Source organism: Lysinibacillus sp. Y5S-8, assembly GCF_036894365.1.
GTDB classification, from domain to species: Bacteria; Bacillota; Bacilli; order Bacillales_A; family Planococcaceae; genus Lysinibacillus; species Lysinibacillus fusiformis_D.
In genome coordinates this window covers 3,153,156-3,166,618 of sequence record NZ_CP145889.1, presented here as the reverse complement: position 1 = coordinate 3,166,618, position 13,463 = coordinate 3,153,156, and the positions used below count along the sequence as shown (strand labels likewise).

11 protein-coding genes, 1 riboswitch and 1 other annotated feature are annotated in these 13,463 nt (G+C 38.5%); of the genes, 9 read left to right on the top strand and 2 right to left on the bottom strand.

Annotation, left to right across the window (positions count from 1 at the left end; genetic code table 11):
* Window positions 1-51: 51 nt before the first annotated feature.
* The gene (locus V6670_RS15355; protein WP_036124345.1) at window positions 52-339 is read right to left on the bottom strand and encodes a hypothetical protein; all 288 of its coding nucleotides are present in this window, start codon (window positions 337-339) and stop codon (window positions 52-54) included.
* A complete protein-coding gene (gene hisA / locus V6670_RS15350) occupies window positions 336-1,103 on the bottom strand; it encodes a phosphoribosylformimino-5-aminoimidazole carboxamide ribotide isomerase (RefSeq protein WP_089933434.1) in 768 nt (255 codons plus the stop codon). The genes V6670_RS15355 and hisA overlap by 4 nt, the downstream gene beginning before the upstream one ends.
* 189 nt (window positions 1,104-1,292) lie before the next feature.
* On the opposite strand from hisA, the gene V6670_RS15345 reads away from it, so the two are divergent.
* The 9 genes from V6670_RS15345 to V6670_RS15305 all read left to right on the top strand — a co-directional run bounded on the left by V6670_RS15345 (window position 1,293) and on the right by V6670_RS15305 (window position 13,427).
* Window positions 1,293-3,725 carry an ATP-dependent RecD-like DNA helicase gene (locus V6670_RS15345; protein WP_141905052.1) on the top strand — a complete coding sequence of 811 codons (2,433 nt, stop codon included), beginning with the start codon at window positions 1,293-1,295 and terminating at the stop codon, window positions 3,723-3,725.
* Window positions 3,726-3,862: 137 nt separating this feature from the next.
* Window positions 3,863-5,296 (top strand): 4-hydroxyphenylacetate 3-monooxygenase, oxygenase component, encoded by a 1,434-nt coding sequence (gene hpaB / locus V6670_RS15340; RefSeq protein WP_338651591.1) that lies wholly within the window; start codon window positions 3,863-3,865, stop codon window positions 5,294-5,296.
* A gap of 56 nt (window positions 5,297-5,352) precedes the next feature.
* A riboswitch (M-box (ykoK) riboswitch) is annotated at window positions 5,353-5,518 on the top strand.
* Window positions 5,519-5,764: 246 nt separating this feature from the next.
* Complete coding sequence (locus V6670_RS15335) at window positions 5,765-6,730, top strand: magnesium transporter CorA family protein (protein WP_338651590.1); 966 nt, start codon at window positions 5,765-5,767, stop codon at window positions 6,728-6,730.
* Window positions 6,731-6,794: 64 nt separating this feature from the next.
* Window positions 6,795-7,012 (top strand) — a binding site (T-box leader).
* Window positions 7,013-7,126: 114 nt separating this feature from the next.
* Window positions 7,127-9,787 carry an alanine--tRNA ligase gene (gene alaS / locus V6670_RS15330; protein ID WP_338651589.1) on the top strand — a complete coding sequence of 887 codons (2,661 nt, stop codon included), beginning with the start codon at window positions 7,127-7,129 and terminating at the stop codon, window positions 9,785-9,787.
* A 156-nt stretch (window positions 9,788-9,943) separates the two neighbouring features.
* Window positions 9,944-10,210, top strand: a complete 267-nt coding sequence (locus V6670_RS15325) for an IreB family regulatory phosphoprotein (RefSeq protein ID WP_004226839.1) — start codon at window positions 9,944-9,946, stop codon at window positions 10,208-10,210.
* Window positions 10,211-10,212: 2 nt separating this feature from the next.
* Window positions 10,213-10,629 (top strand): Holliday junction resolvase RuvX, encoded by a 417-nt coding sequence (ruvX, locus tag V6670_RS15320; protein ID WP_036124334.1) that lies wholly within the window; start codon window positions 10,213-10,215, stop codon window positions 10,627-10,629.
* 19 nt (window positions 10,630-10,648) lie between these two features.
* Complete coding sequence (locus tag V6670_RS15315; protein WP_036124332.1) at window positions 10,649-10,957, top strand: DUF1292 domain-containing protein; 309 nt, start codon at window positions 10,649-10,651, stop codon at window positions 10,955-10,957.
* Window positions 10,958-11,259: 302 nt separating this feature from the next.
* Window positions 11,260-11,787, top strand: coding sequence for a DUF1292 domain-containing protein (locus V6670_RS15310; protein ID WP_338651586.1), 528 nt, complete (start codon window positions 11,260-11,262; stop codon window positions 11,785-11,787).
* A gap of 830 nt (window positions 11,788-12,617) precedes the next feature.
* Entirely contained in the window at window positions 12,618-13,427 is an 810-nt protein-coding gene (locus V6670_RS15305) for a MetQ/NlpA family ABC transporter substrate-binding protein (protein ID WP_338651585.1), read from the top strand.
* Window positions 13,428-13,463: the final 36 nt, after the last annotated feature.

The window sequence follows — 13,463 nt, the reverse complement described above, 5'->3', positions numbered from 1 at the left end:
AGAGGAGATGGGGGTGAGAAAATGAAAAAAAGGAGCTAGTGCCCCTTCGGTTTAAGTAATAATTTCAGCATTTAAGTTATAGCGCTTATTAAACTCATCGACAAAAACCTGTAAATCAATATATGTTCCAATATACGGCTCTGTTTCTTGATCGCGTAACAAGCCACAAGTTGCCTTTAATGATTTTGAAAACTCTAGTAACATTTGTTCGTTGTCCAGTTGCACGTGAATCGCAAGAGAATGATCTTTTTTATTTACTTTAAAATATTTACCATCTATGATTCTCTCTAAATTTGTTTCTTGAAATGGAAAAACATAATCTTTATAAATTAGCTTCACAAGATCCCACCTCTTTCACAATAGTTTACTACATCTGTATAAGGTAACTCTCCACCAAAAATAGAGAGGGCACTGCCAATGGTTACATGCAGTTTTCCGTTGGCTAATTGATTAAATTTTTCTAAATCCTCCAGCGAACGAACACCACCTGCATAGGTAGTAGGAATAGAAGTCCAGGCAGCCAAATCCCTTACTAGGCTTTCCTGCATTCCCCCCTTTTTTCCTTCAACATCGACGGCATGAATTAAAAGTTCATCACAAAAATCTTCTAGATAGGCAATAGATGCTGCATTGACTTCGAAGTGACTATATGTAGTCCATTTATCTGTCATGACAAACCACTTTCCATCACGCATCTTGCAGCTAAGATCAATGACTAGACGTTCTTTACCTATCAGTTGGTTTAAACGCTTTAAACGTGCTAGGTCTAGCTGTCCATCATGAAAAATATAGGATGTCACGATAATATGCGAAGCGCCTGCTTCAATATATTTTTGTGCATTATCAGCCGTGATGCCGCCACCAATTTGTAAGCCCTGAGGATAGGCTGCTAAAGCGGCTAAGGCGGCTTCTTCATTCCCAGAACCAAGCATGATAACATGTCCACCTGTTAAGCGATCTTTTGCAAACATTTGTGCATAGTAGCTAGCGTCATGTGTAGAAATAAAATTTTCTACGACAGCTTGATTTGCATAACCCAAAGTACTTCCTACTATTTGTTTTACTTTGCCATCATGTAAATCGATGCAAGGTCTAAATTCCACTAACTTCACAATCCTTCCGTGCGACTAATTCTTATTTATCATAGCATGGAATAAGAGATAAAGGCAGAGAATTGTCATTTGTCGCAATAATGTAAAAGTAAAGTAGAGAATACATTTTTATCTACGATATTTTGATGAGGCTATGGTAAAATAAAAAGATTGAAGACAATAAGAAAGGACGGACCGAACATGACCGATCATCTAGATTTATTTGAACTCAATAAATTCTTTATACTCGGACGTCCAATCGTCTCTATCTTTCATAATGCACAAAATATGTATTCGATTGTACGTGTGAAAATACAAGAGACGAACTTACAATATGAAGATAAAGAAATTATCGTTGTTGGTTATTTTCCACCATTACAAATGGATGAACAATATCGTTTTACGGGTATCTTAAAACAGCATCCTAAATATGGTGCTCAATTTCAAATCGAGACATTTACGAAAGAGGTTCCTGCAACTGAGCAAGGGATTATTCATTATTTATCTAGTGACTTATTTGTAGGAATTGGGAAAAAAACGGCTGAAACGATTGTAGAAAAACTAGGGGCTAATGCCCTTCGTGTTATTTTAGAAGATCCTAGTGCACTTGACGCCGTTCCACGCTTATCCACTGAAAAAAAAGAAGTTATTCATCGCACCATTGAACAAAATCTAGGCCTAGAACGTGTGATGATTCAACTGAATGAGTGGGGCTTTGGTCCACAGCTCGGTATGAAAATCTATCAAACCTATCGAACTGAAGCCATAGAATTACTAACTGAAAATCCATATCGCTTGATCGAAGATGTTGAAGGTGTTGGTTTCTTTCGGGCTGACGAACTAGGGGCTAAACTAGGAATTACTGGTAAACATCCTGATCGTGTCAAAGCAGCGATATTTCATGTGTTAAATACAGCTGCTTTATCAGATGGACACGTCTATTTAGATGCGGAGCATGTCCTACCGCTAGTAAAGGATATGCTTGAACAAAGTCAGCGGCAGGAGATCCCATTTGAGGACATTTCTAAAGCCTGTATTGAGCTACGTGAAGAAGGTAAAATTTGTGGTGAAGAAACTAGATTATATTTACCATCCCTTTATTTTTCTGAAGTAGGGATTGCCTCTAAAATCGTATCGCTCATTGAACGGAATAATAAGGCTGAGCATTTTAGTAAGGACGAAATTAGAAAAGCCATTGGAGAAACAGAGGAGCTACTCAATGTCACCTACGCTGAGACACAAGCAAATGCTATTGAACAGGCTTTAAATTCAGCCGTCATGATTTTGACAGGTGGACCGGGTACTGGGAAAACAACGGTTGTACGTGGAGTGGTTGAAGTTTATGCAAAGCTACATGGTTTATCATTAAATCCAAAAGAATATGCTCAAAAAGAGGAACCATTTCCTATCATCCTTTGTGCACCAACTGGACGTGCTGCCAAGCGATTAGCCGAATCAACTGAGCTTCCTGCAATGACCATTCATCGTCTACTTGGCTTTACAGGGCAAGAAAAAGAGGAAGAAACAGAGCGTGAGGTAACAGGAAAGCTCATCATTGTGGATGAAATGTCTATGGTGGATACATGGCTTGCCCATCAGTTATTAAAAGCTTTACATGAAGATGTCCAGGTTGTTTTTGTAGGGGACCAGGACCAGCTTCCACCAGTAGGGCCAGGACAGGTGTTAAAGGATTTATTAGCATCAAAGCAGCTGCCAACTGTTGAATTAACAGATGTTTATCGACAAGCAGAGGGCTCTACAATTATTGAGCTTGCCCATCAAATTAAAAAGGGAACGATTCCAAATGATTTAACAGCTAAAACATCTGATCGTTCGTTTATAAAGGCTTCAGCCGATCAAGTTGTCAATGTTGTCACGCAGGTTGTCAAAAGTGCAGTAGCCAAAGGACAGGAAATTCGCAATATTCAGGTGCTAGCACCCATGTATAAAGGTACGGCTGGTATTGATAATTTAAATAAAATGATTCAAGAGCTCATTAATCCAAATGATACGGGAACAAGAAAAGAGCTGGTCTTTGGTGATGTGACCTATCGCATAAAAGATAAAGTACTTCAGCTGGTCAATCAACCTGAGAGCAATGTTTTTAACGGGGATATGGGCGAGGTCATCAGTATTATTAAAGCAAAAGAAACGATTGAAAAACAGGACTTACTGATCGTATCCTTTGATGGTATCGAGGTAACCTATCAACGCAGTGATTTGAACCAATTGACACTAGCCTATTGCTGCTCTATTCATAAATCTCAAGGCTCTGAGTTTCAAACAGTTATTATGCCAGTTGTCAGAGGATATTCAAAAATGCTGCGGCGTAATCTCTTATACACAGGGATTACTCGTGCTAAAAACTTTTTGATTTTATGTGGTGAACCGGATGTACTAGCAGATGGCTTACAGCGTACAGATGACCTACAGCGTTTCACTTCTTTACGTGCAAGACTTAATCCGATGGATATCAATGAAGAAATTGTGGAAGTAGAGGCTATGTCAATAGAGGAGCAGGAGTTGAACAATCCTGTCTCCATAGCACAAAAGCTAACAGTAGAAACAGCACCATATATTCATCCAATGATTGGGATGAATGATATCTCCCCTTATGATTTTTTAAATGACTAAAATAATTACTATTTGCTGTATATGCCCGATTAGACTGTCTAGTCGGGCTTTTCTATTTAGCCTATCGTCACCTAATATTTGGACATTTCATATACTAGGTGAGTACAAAAACATAGGGAATGTATAGGGGTGACAGCATGCCAATAATGACAGGGCAACAGTATATTGAACGCATAGATGCTTTAAAAACGTATATTTCGATTGATGGGGAAGTCGTGACAGGAAAGGTGTCAGAACATCCTGCATTTAAGGGGATTATGCAGAGTCAAGCAAAACTTTTTGACTTACAACATCAAGGGGCTCTTCTTGAAAAAATGACCTATGAATCGCCAACTAGCAAGCAGAGAGTTGGTATGTCCTTTCTTCAAGTAATGACGCCAGAAGATCTTGTGAAAAGGCGCCATGCGGCAAGGGAATGGGCATTATCTTCCCATGGTTTTATGGGGAGAAGCCCAGATTATATGAATACGACCTTAATGGCCTTAGCTTCAGCGTCAGACTTTTTAAAAGATAAGCCAAATTGTTTTCCAGAGCATTTACTGAAGTTTTATGAGTATGCTCGTGAGAATGATATTACTATGACCCATACCTTTATCGAACCACAGGTAAACCGTAAGCGCTATTACTATGAGGATGAAGAAGTGACGATTGCTGCCAAAATTATTGACAAGACGAGTGAAGGTTTAATCATTAAAGGGGCGAGATTACTAGCAACACAGGGCGGCATAACGGATGAACTGCTCGTTTTATCAACAAATGGTTATGATGAAGGAAAAGGTTTCGGCTTTTCGATACCGAGTAATACGAAGGGTTTAAAGTTTTTATGTCGCCAATCTTTTGTAGGTGGAGATTCATCATTTGATTATCCATTAAGCTCTCGTTTTGAAGAAATGGATGCGATTGTTGTTTTTGATGATGTAGTTGTCCCTTGGGAACGGGTTTTTTATTACGAAAATGTAGATGTTGCCAATCAATTTATGAATGTTAGTGGCTTCCAATCATACAGTTTACATCAAGTACTTTCTCGCCAAATTGCGAAGACTGAATTTGTATTAGGTGTTGTGCAGTCGATTGTGGACACCATTAATATCGGTGATTACCAACATGTACAACAAAAAGTAGTGGATGTAATTGTGACACTAGAAACGATGAAGGCAATGCTCGTAAAATCAGAAATAGATGCACAGCGAGATATGTTCGGCTTTCTTCGACCAGACCTCTCAACTTTGCAAGTAGCTATTCAAATTTTCCCGAGAGTATATCCGACTTTTACGGAAATCATCCAACAACTTGGGGCAAGCGGCTTAATGTCCATACCAAGTGCCAAAGCATTTGCAGCAGATGAAGGCGATCTTGATCACTATTTGCAATCATTCAAAGACACAGGCGAAGAGCGAGTGAAAAAATTTCGTTTAGCTTGGGATTTAACAATGAGTAGTTTTGGCACAAGGCAAACACTATATGAACGCTTTTTCTTTGGTGATCCAGTGCGTTTATCTAGCCTGCTCTATCAATCGTATAAACGGGACCACTTGGTGCAAAGAGTGGAAGACTTTTTGAAAAATGAATGATTTACAGTTTGACAGTTTGAATTCAATCCGCTATGATTTATAGGAATAAAAGAATAACATCCCTTCGTTAGGTGAGGCTCCTATGCTGGAGATACGCTACTACCCAAAAATGTCGAGAGACGCCAATGGGTCAACAGAAATCATCGAAATAAGGTGTTTTTTAACGTAGCTGGACATATTCCTATGCCGCATAGTGCTAAAACTCAACGTTTGAAGGTAACACGCATGCAACGATTTTTTATTGCTCTTTTTTGATATGTGTATTCAACACGCCTTCATTCGTAGAAGGCGTGTTTTTGTTATGAAAGGAAGGTGATGAGAAATGGATAGTAGTCCTGAACCGAATAAGTATCATTTAGGCAAACGGAAACAAATAAAAGGCATCCATTTCGGATCACCAACGCAGACAAAAGGCGATAAAGGATGACCTTTTGTTTCCCTCAATAACAAAACATGAGGTGAAGTGCAATGATTAAAATCCACTATTTTAATAGCAGAAACAAGACAGTCCAACATGATTTCAACATGAAGGATTTACAACTACCTATTCAAAATGAAGATTTATTATGGGTAGATTTATATGCGTATAGTTATAATGAATTGAATAATATAGCAGATATATTTGGCTTTCATCCATTAGCAGTTGAAGATTGCTTACATGAAGGCTCCCGTCCGAAAATGGACAATTATGGCGATTATAAATTTTTTGTTTTCCATGCACCCATTTATAATGAAAAAAGTAATAATGAAATTACAACCGTTGAGCTCAATATTTTTATGGGTCCAAACTATGTTGTCACTGTACACAAACGGAAATTGCAATGGCTAGGTCACATGGAAAATGTTTGTGTTAATAGTTCGGAATATATGGAAAAGGGTACTGATTTTTTATTGCATACCATTATAGATGGCATTACAGATGAATATTTTCCAGTATTAGAGCGAATTCGAACTCGCATAGATGAACTAGAAGAAGAAATTTATGAGTATCAACCTAAAGTAGTGACTGAGGAATTTCTTGCACTAAAGCGGACAATTATTTTAATTCGTCAGGCCATCATGCCGCAAAGAAGAATTTTTTCAACAATCAATGGTCAGTGGAAATTTGAGATACAGGAAGAAAATATCCCATTCTATAAAGATTTAAATGACCATCTAGAACGTATTGTTGACTCTACAGAGACATACCGCGATTTAGTTAACAGTACCCTCGACACATATTTTTCAATTAATAGTGGTAAATCCATTGAAAAGCTGAACTTACTAACAGTTATTTCTACAATAATGTTACCATTATCTGTGATCACTAGCTTTTTTGGTATGAATGTGCCGTTACCTTATCAGGATTCACCTATTGCAACAATTGCAATCAGTGCTTTTCTAGTGCTCTTTACTTGGGGTATGTGGGTATATTTTAAAAAAATGATTGCTTAGATAGCATTAGTCATAGTAGTAATTGACAGCACAATAGATTTTTTTTATAATTTCGTTAGAAAAAGTAAAAACGATGATGGAAAAAGTACGTATTTGTGCGTGTACAAGAAAGGGATTTCTAGGCTGGAAAAATCCTCACGACAGCAAATGCCGAAAGCTACTCCAGAGTGCAGCTAATCCCTGCCGTTCACTGACGTTACAAGTGCTAAAGAGGTAAGTAAGCATTTTTTACTTACAACTAGGGTGGTACCGCGAGACAAATGACAAGTCCTCGTCCCTTTTTTGGGGATGAGGGCTTTTTTTATTTTCTTCGATAGTACTCTCCAAAGTGTAATTCATGTAGATCGCAGGATTTTTATCGTGATTTTACAATATAAAATAGGAGGAATTTATCCAATGAAAGCAGTAGATATTCGCCGTATGTATTTGGAATTTTTTAAAGAAAAGGGACATCATCATGAGCCATCAGCGCCACTTGTGCCAATAAATGACCCATCACTACTATGGATTAACTCAGGTGTTGCCACTCTTAAACCATATTTTGATGGTCGTGTTATTCCTGACAATCCACGTATTACGAATGCACAAAAATCGATTCGTACCAATGATATTGAGAACGTTGGGAAAACAGCTCGTCACCATACATTCTTTGAAATGTTAGGAAACTTCTCCATTGGTGACTACTTCAAAAAAGAAGCAATCCATTATGCTTGGGAGTTTTTAACGGATAAAAAATGGATGGGCTTTGATCCAGCGTTATTATCTATCACAATTCACCCTGAAGATCAGGAAGCATATGATGTTTGGCATCAAGAAATCGGTATTCCTGAAGAGCGTTTAATCCGTTTAGAAGGAAACTTCTGGGATATTGGAGAAGGTCCATCTGGTCCTAACTCAGAGATTTTTTATGACCGTGGTGTAGAATATGGCTCGGATGAAAATGACCCTGAAATGTATCCAGGTGGGGAGAACGAACGTTATCTCGAAATTTGGAACCTTGTGTTCTCGCAATTCAACCATAATCCTGATGGTACATACACACCCCTACCAAAGCAAAATATTGATACAGGTATGGGCTTAGAGCGTATTGTATCCGTTGTTCAAAATGTACCAACAAACTTCGATACAGATTTATTCATGCCAATCATTGAAAAAATCGAGGAATTTGCCAACCGTAAATATAAGCGTCCTAGCGAAGTAGACTTAAATGAAATCTTCGGCTCAGAAGAGGATATTAATACACCGTTTAAAGTTATTGCAGACCATATTCGTACAGTAGCTTTTGCCATTGGCGATGGTGCTCTTCCTTCAAACGAAGGACGTGGTTATGTATTGCGTCGTTTATTACGCCGTGCTGTTCGTTATGCTAAACAAATTGGCATTGAGAAGCCATTTATGTTTGAATTAGTACCAACTGTAGGGAAAATCATGGAAGACTTCTATCCAGAAGTAACGGAGAAATGTGAATTTATTCAGCGTGTCATTAAAAATGAAGAAATTCGTTTCCATGAAACATTGGACGGTGGTTTAGCAATCTTTAATGCAGTAGTGGAATCGCAAAAAACAGCTGGCCACGATTATATTCCTGGTGCAGATGCCTTCCGTTTATACGATACGTATGGCTTCCCAATCGAATTAACAGAGGAATATGCAGATGAAGTGGGCATGAAGGTTGATCATGAGGGCTTCGAGGCAGCGATGGAAGAACAGCGTGAACGTGCTCGTGCAGCTCGTCAAGATGTTGATTCTATGCAAGTACAAAATGAAGTATTAGCAAACTTAACAGTTGCAAGTGAATTTGTTGGCCATGATACGTTAACGGTTTCTACTGAAATCGCTGCAATGATCGTCAATGGTCAAGTAGCAAAAGTTGCTTCTGAAGGACAAGAAGCATTCGTTATTTTAGCGAAGACACCATTCTATGCAGAAATGGGTGGTCAAATTGCTGATAGCGGTACTATTTCAAATGATCGTTTTACGGCTATCGTAAAAGATGTTCAAAAAGCACCGAATGGTCAACCGCTTCATACAGTAGTAGTTGAATCTGGTGAAATGCATGTAGAAGATGCAGTGCAAGCAGTGGTCAATCGTGATGACCGTAATTTAATTATTAAAAACCATACAGCCACACATATTATGCAACGTGCATTAAAAGATGTGCTAGGCGATCATGTTAATCAAGCTGGTTCATATGTAGGTCCTGATCGATTACGTTTTGACTTCTCTCATTTTGGTCAAGTTACAAAAGAAGAATTACAGCAAATCGAGCGTATTGTAAATGAGAAAGTGTGGGATGATATAGAGGTCGTTATTGAAGAAAAAGGCATTGACGAAGCGAAAGCGATGGGTGCAATGGCATTGTTCGGTGAAAAATATGGCGATGTAGTTCGTGTCGTCTCAATCGGAGATTATTCTATTGAGCTATGTGGTGGTATCCATGTCAAACGTTCTTCTGAAATTGGCTTCTTCAAAATTGTTTCAGAAGGTGGTATTGGTGCAGGTACTCGCCGTATTGAAGCTGTGACAGGTAAGGTTGCCTATGAAGCAGTAAAAGAGGAAGAAGCTTTATTAAATGAGGCAGCAGCATTATTAAAAGCAAACCCTAAAGATATCGTGACAAAAGTGCAGGCATTGCAGGCTGACTATAAAGAGTTACAACGAGAAAATGAAGCTTTATCCCAAAAAATCGCAAATGCACAGGCAGGAGCTATCGTTGATGCAGCACAAACAATTGGTGATGTGACAGTTCTATCGACAAAAGTAGATGCGAAGGATAATAATCAACTGCGTCAAATGATGGACGACTTAAAAGTGAAAATGCCAAAAGCAGTTATTGTTCTTGGAGCGGTTGATGGCGAAAAAGTTATGTTATGCGCTGGGGTTTCCAAAGAATTAGTTGGTGGTAATTACCATGCCGGGAATATTGTGAAAATGGTTGCAGAAGCTTGTGGCGGTAAAGGTGGCGGTCGCCCAGATATGGCGATGGCAGGTGCAAAGGATGCCTCAAAACTTGATGAAGCACTAGTTTCTGTGTATGATTATATTAAATCCATTTAACTTCTTTCAACGAAAAGAAGTGAAAGCCTCTGGCTGATTCCGAACGTAATTATGCCGAGGTATAATTGATAATACGCCAAAACATGTTATAATAAAGAGAAATTGGAGATGAGCTTGTCTGCACATCTCCTTATTTCTGAAAGCGAGGTGCTGGTCATGAGTTCATTTGATCAAACGATGAAATTTAATTTTCCAGAAGAATCAATGGAACAGGAAGTCAAGCAAGTAATGTTGAAAGTACATTCTTCATTAGAGGAAAAGGGATATAATCCTATCAATCAGATTGTTGGTTACTTACTTTCTGGTGATCCGGCGTATATTCCTCGCCATCAGGATGCTCGTAATTTAATTCGCAAGCTTGAGCGTGACGAAATTCTAGAGGAGCTTGTTAAATTTTATATTAAAAAGAATAACGAGGACTAGAAATGAGAATTATGGGATTAGACGTTGGGTCGAAAACTGTTGGTGTTGCTGTTAGTGATGCACTCGGGTGGACTGCCCAAGGTATTGAAACCGTAAAAATTGATGAGGCTAACGGAGAGTTCGGCATTGACCGCATCGCCGAGCTAGTAAAGGAATATGCTATAACAGAATTTGTTGTAGGATATCCGAAAAACATGAATAATACGGTAGGACCGCGTGGAGAAGCATCTGAGGACTATAAAAAGTTGTTGGAAGAAACATTTTCACTACCGGTCAAGTTATGGGATGAACGTTTAACGACGATGGCTGCAGAACGTATGCTAATCGAAGCGGACGTGAGTCGCAAAAAGCGCAAGCAGGTCATTGATAAAATGGCGGCTGTGATGATTTTACAAGGCTACTTAGATAGCAAAAATTAATTGATGAGGTGACTTAGGCATGACACACGAGCATAACCATGAAGAAGAACTACATGTTCAACACATTACAGTGATTGACGAAAACGGAAACGAGCAGCTTTGTGAAGTGATTCACGTTCATGAATCTCCAGAGTTTGGCAAATCATATGTGTTTTACTCAATGGTAGGCGCAGAAGAAGATGAAGATGGCTCAGTTGAAATCTTCGTATCTTCATTTGTACCATCTGAAAATGGTGAAGATGGTGAATTAACACCAATCGAAACTGAAGCAGAGTGGGATATGGTAGAGGACGTTTTAAATGCTTTAGAGGATGAAAACGAAGAATAATCTTCTAACTTAAAGCTTGGAACAAGGATCGCAGCTTGCATTCCTTGTTCCTTTTTTATTGAGCCTCTGTCTAGTAGTTGAATTGTGGAGATACATGTGGGTTTCGCTCAAGAGTGTTGTAAAATCGTTCGTAAAGTGAGAGAAACCGCTCAAAAGTAGGGTGACAGCACTCATCAAATGACTGGAACTACTCAAGAGCCCGCTTATAAAATACTCAACAATAGATGGCCACTATATAATAGCGTGGAGGTAAATAAAATCCACTTAATAAATGACAGCAAAGGTATAAAGGAGGAACCCAAATGAATGAAGAAACACAAGAATTTACGATAATTGGCGAAGGTGACAAAGAGCAAAAATGCCGTGTGGTCTTTACATTTGATGCAGAGGACAAGTCTTATGTGCTATTTTCACTTGTAGATGACAAGGGGCAAGAAATCCCGGGGGATATTTCAGCGATGACCTTTGATTATGATGACAATACGGGTGAAATGGCCAATTTACAGCCAGTTGAAACGGATGCCGAATGGGAAATGATTAATGAGGTAGTGTTGACACTTCTTGATGAATTCGATGCAGAGCCCCAGCTTATTACTGTGACCAATGAAGATGGAACAGATCAAATTTGTGAGGTTATTCATACTTTTTCATCTGAGCAATTTGGTAAATCGTATGTTTTATATGTTCCAGCGACGGATGAACCTATGGAAGAACGTGATATTTTTGCAGCTCAATATTTGTCTGGAAATGACGGTTCTATAGAAGAATTATTACCAATTGAAACGGATGAAGAATGGGCCTTTGTTGAAGATGTATTAAACGAATTGTAAAAACTCTGAGTGGTTGTTAGCCACTCAGAGTTTTTATGTTGTTGAAAAAAGGTGATGTCAATAGCAGAAAAAGAACCTTTAGCAAGGCGAGAGGTTGATTTCAGTTCCACCAGCGTCCTTTCCAGGGGGCGTCCGATGAGCCGCTTCACTCACTGCGTTCGCTCCAGGGTCTCCTCTGTGACGCTAAATCCCCTAGGAGTGACGCTAGCTCCACTCCAATCAACCATTCTGCAAAAGTGTCTTTTCCTGAACAAAATAGCCCATTATTTATATTATAAGAGAGGATAGCCTCTTACTTTCAATGTGGAGAAGTGATGTGTGACAACACCCCTCCATAAAAGAGTAGTGAATACCTTCACTTGAACCTTTGCTAAATTTATGGAGGGAGTGGAAGGCTACTTGACTCCCGTGGGATAGCGAGACAGGCGAGCCTCTAAACGGAGCGGTAGCAGAGGAAGCGGCTCGGCGCTCGCCCACAGGAAAGCAAGTAGCCTACAACGGAAATCCTTTTTTACCTTTCACAAAAATGCTGTGAATCGTTTTGTTTTTCAATACTATGAAAACTCTGAGTGGTTGTTAGCCACTCAGAGTTTTTTGTTTTATTAATAGAAATTTTCTATCAAGGGTCTAAAAATATTCTATCTGAAAATGGGATTTTTGCATTTTCGATTAAATTTAATGGATTTTCGAGAAAAAATATGCATTTCAACTTTTCGTTTTCTGAATTTTTTAATAAATGAAACAAAAGGAGCATTGACCAATTCTTAGTAAATAGATAAGATTTGTTTTAAATTAAACCAAGTAAATTTATTAACTAAGGAGGTAATGTGATGAGACTAGGTTGGAAATGGCTTATCGGTGCATTGGTAATAGGCTTGTTGGCTGGTTGCACAAACAAAGAAGAGGCTACTAAAGAGGAGATTGTAACATTAAAAGTAGGGGCAGCCAATGTTCCTCATGCGGAAGTATTAGAGTATTTAGCAAAAGATATTGAAAAAGATGGAGTGAAACTAGACATTACCATTATAAAAGATGCTGTGCAAGCGAACCAACAAACGGCAGATGGTGAGTTGGATTTTAACTATTTTCAACATGTCCCTTTTTTAGAACAGTCGAATAAAGAAAGTCATTTAGATTTAGTCAGTGTAAAAGGAATTCATATTGAGCCATTTGGTGTGTACTCAAAAAAAATAAAAAAAATTAGTGATTTGCCACAAAATGCAAAGGTTGCTGTACCTAATGATGTTGTCAATTTCTCAAGAGCGTTATTACTGTTTCAAAATAATGGTTTGATTGAATTAGATAAAATGAAGAAAGGTGATTATACAGTCGAAGATATTGCGAAAAATGAGAAGAGTATTCAATTTATAGGTGTTGATTCTCCACTACTTGTTCGTTCATTAGATGATGTAGAAGCAGCTGCTATCAATACAAATTACGCATTAGAAGGGGGCTATAATCCTGTGAAGGATGCACTGATTATAGAAGATTCAGAATCACCTTATGTCAATATAATAGCCTCGACAAATGAAAAAAAGGATGATCCAGCTATACAAACAATTGTTAAGTGGTTAACAAGTGAAAAGGCACGTTCGTTCTTTGAAGATCAATATAAAGGTGCTGTTGTCCCAGCATTTTAAAGCTGTGCAATCACATAAATGCTAAGGAGGTAGACG